Source organism: Actinomadura sp. NPDC048032 (assembly GCF_040653175.1).
Lineage (GTDB): Bacteria > Actinomycetota > Actinomycetes > Streptosporangiales > Streptosporangiaceae > Spirillospora > Spirillospora verrucosospora.
Map to the genome: position 1 here is coordinate 1 of NZ_JBEZJP010000818.1, position 1,210 is coordinate 1,210.

2 protein-coding genes are annotated in these 1,210 nt (G+C 74.7%); both read right to left on the minus strand.

Annotated features, from left to right (window positions below):
* A partial coding sequence (locus AB0C69_RS42445; RefSeq protein WP_360362653.1) for an HAD-IIB family hydrolase occupies nucleotides 1–743 on the minus strand: 743 nt, incomplete at its 3' end.
* Nucleotides 740–1,210, minus strand: a 471-nt coding sequence (locus AB0C69_RS42450; RefSeq protein ID WP_360362656.1) for an inositol monophosphatase family protein, incomplete at its 5' end; no start/stop codon positions are given. The genes AB0C69_RS42450 and AB0C69_RS42445, both read right to left, overlap by 4 nt.

Consider the following 1,210-nt stretch of genomic DNA (forward strand, 5'->3'; position numbering starts at 1 on the left):
CGTCCGGCGTCGGCGCCGCCCCCGACGGCGGCGCCGAGACCGGCGGCCTGGATCATGTCCAGGTCGTTCGGGTTGTCGCCGATCGCCGCGACGGCGCTGAGGGCCACGCCGCGGGAGGCGGCCAGCTCGCGCAGCGCCGTGCCCTTGGTCGCGCCCGCGGGCAGCGCCTCCAGGTAGGTGCTCTCGGACCGGACGAGGGTGACGCCGGACACGGCCGCCGAAACCGCCTCCTCGGCCGGATCCATCAGCTCGGGGCGGTCGCAGATGAGCATGACCTTGACGATGTCGTCGAACGGCAGGTCGCCCCACGAGCCGATCCGCTTGAGCTCGATCCCGTCGCGGCGGGCGTACTCCAGCAGGGTGGGCGAGGAGCCCGTGGTGTGCGCGCGTCCCTGGGTGAAGGCGACCGGCCAGACCCCGGCGGGCAGCTCGGCGAACAGCAGCGTGAGCTTCGCCCAGGCGGCGACGGCGAGGGAGCGCCGGTGCAGGACGGCGCCGGTGCTGAGGTCCACCACGCGCGCCCCGTTGTAGAGGATCGCGGGGGTCGTCAGGCCGAGCGTCCGGTAGTACGGCAGCGCGGCCTCCTCGCTGCGCCCGGTGGCGATGACGACGGTGCCGCCGGAGGCGATGAAGCGGCGCAGCGCCGCCAGGCTCGGCTCGACGATCCGCAGGTCGCGCCCGACGAGGGTCCCGTCCAGGTCGGTGACGATCCAGTCGACGGTCCGCAGTCCGGTGGCGCTCAAGCGGGCTCACCGGCCTTCACGAGGCCCGCGACCTCGGCGATGACGGAGCCGTCCAGGTCGAAGCCGCCCACGCACGCCAGGTAGCCGGGGGCCTCCCAGTCGCGGCCGCCGGGCTCCCCGTTCAGCGGCAGGTAGGTGCCGCCGGCCTGCCTGACCAGTAGGACGGCCGCCGCGACGTCCCACGCGTTGACGGACGTGCCGTAGGCCACGTCCGCCCATCCGGCGGCGACGTGGGCGAGGGTGAGGGCGGCGCTGCCCGGGCGGCGGACGGTGGCGAACGCGTCCACCAGCGAACCGAAGCTCCGCAGCGACTCCTCACCGCGGCGGTGCATCTCCCGCGCGTTGGGGTAGCCGGTGACGAGCACCGCGGTCTCGTCGCGGGTGGCGCCGCGGCTGCGGATCGGTTCGCCGTTGCAGGTGGCGCCGTCGAGCGTGGCGGTGAACATGTCGTCGCGCACCGGGTCGTA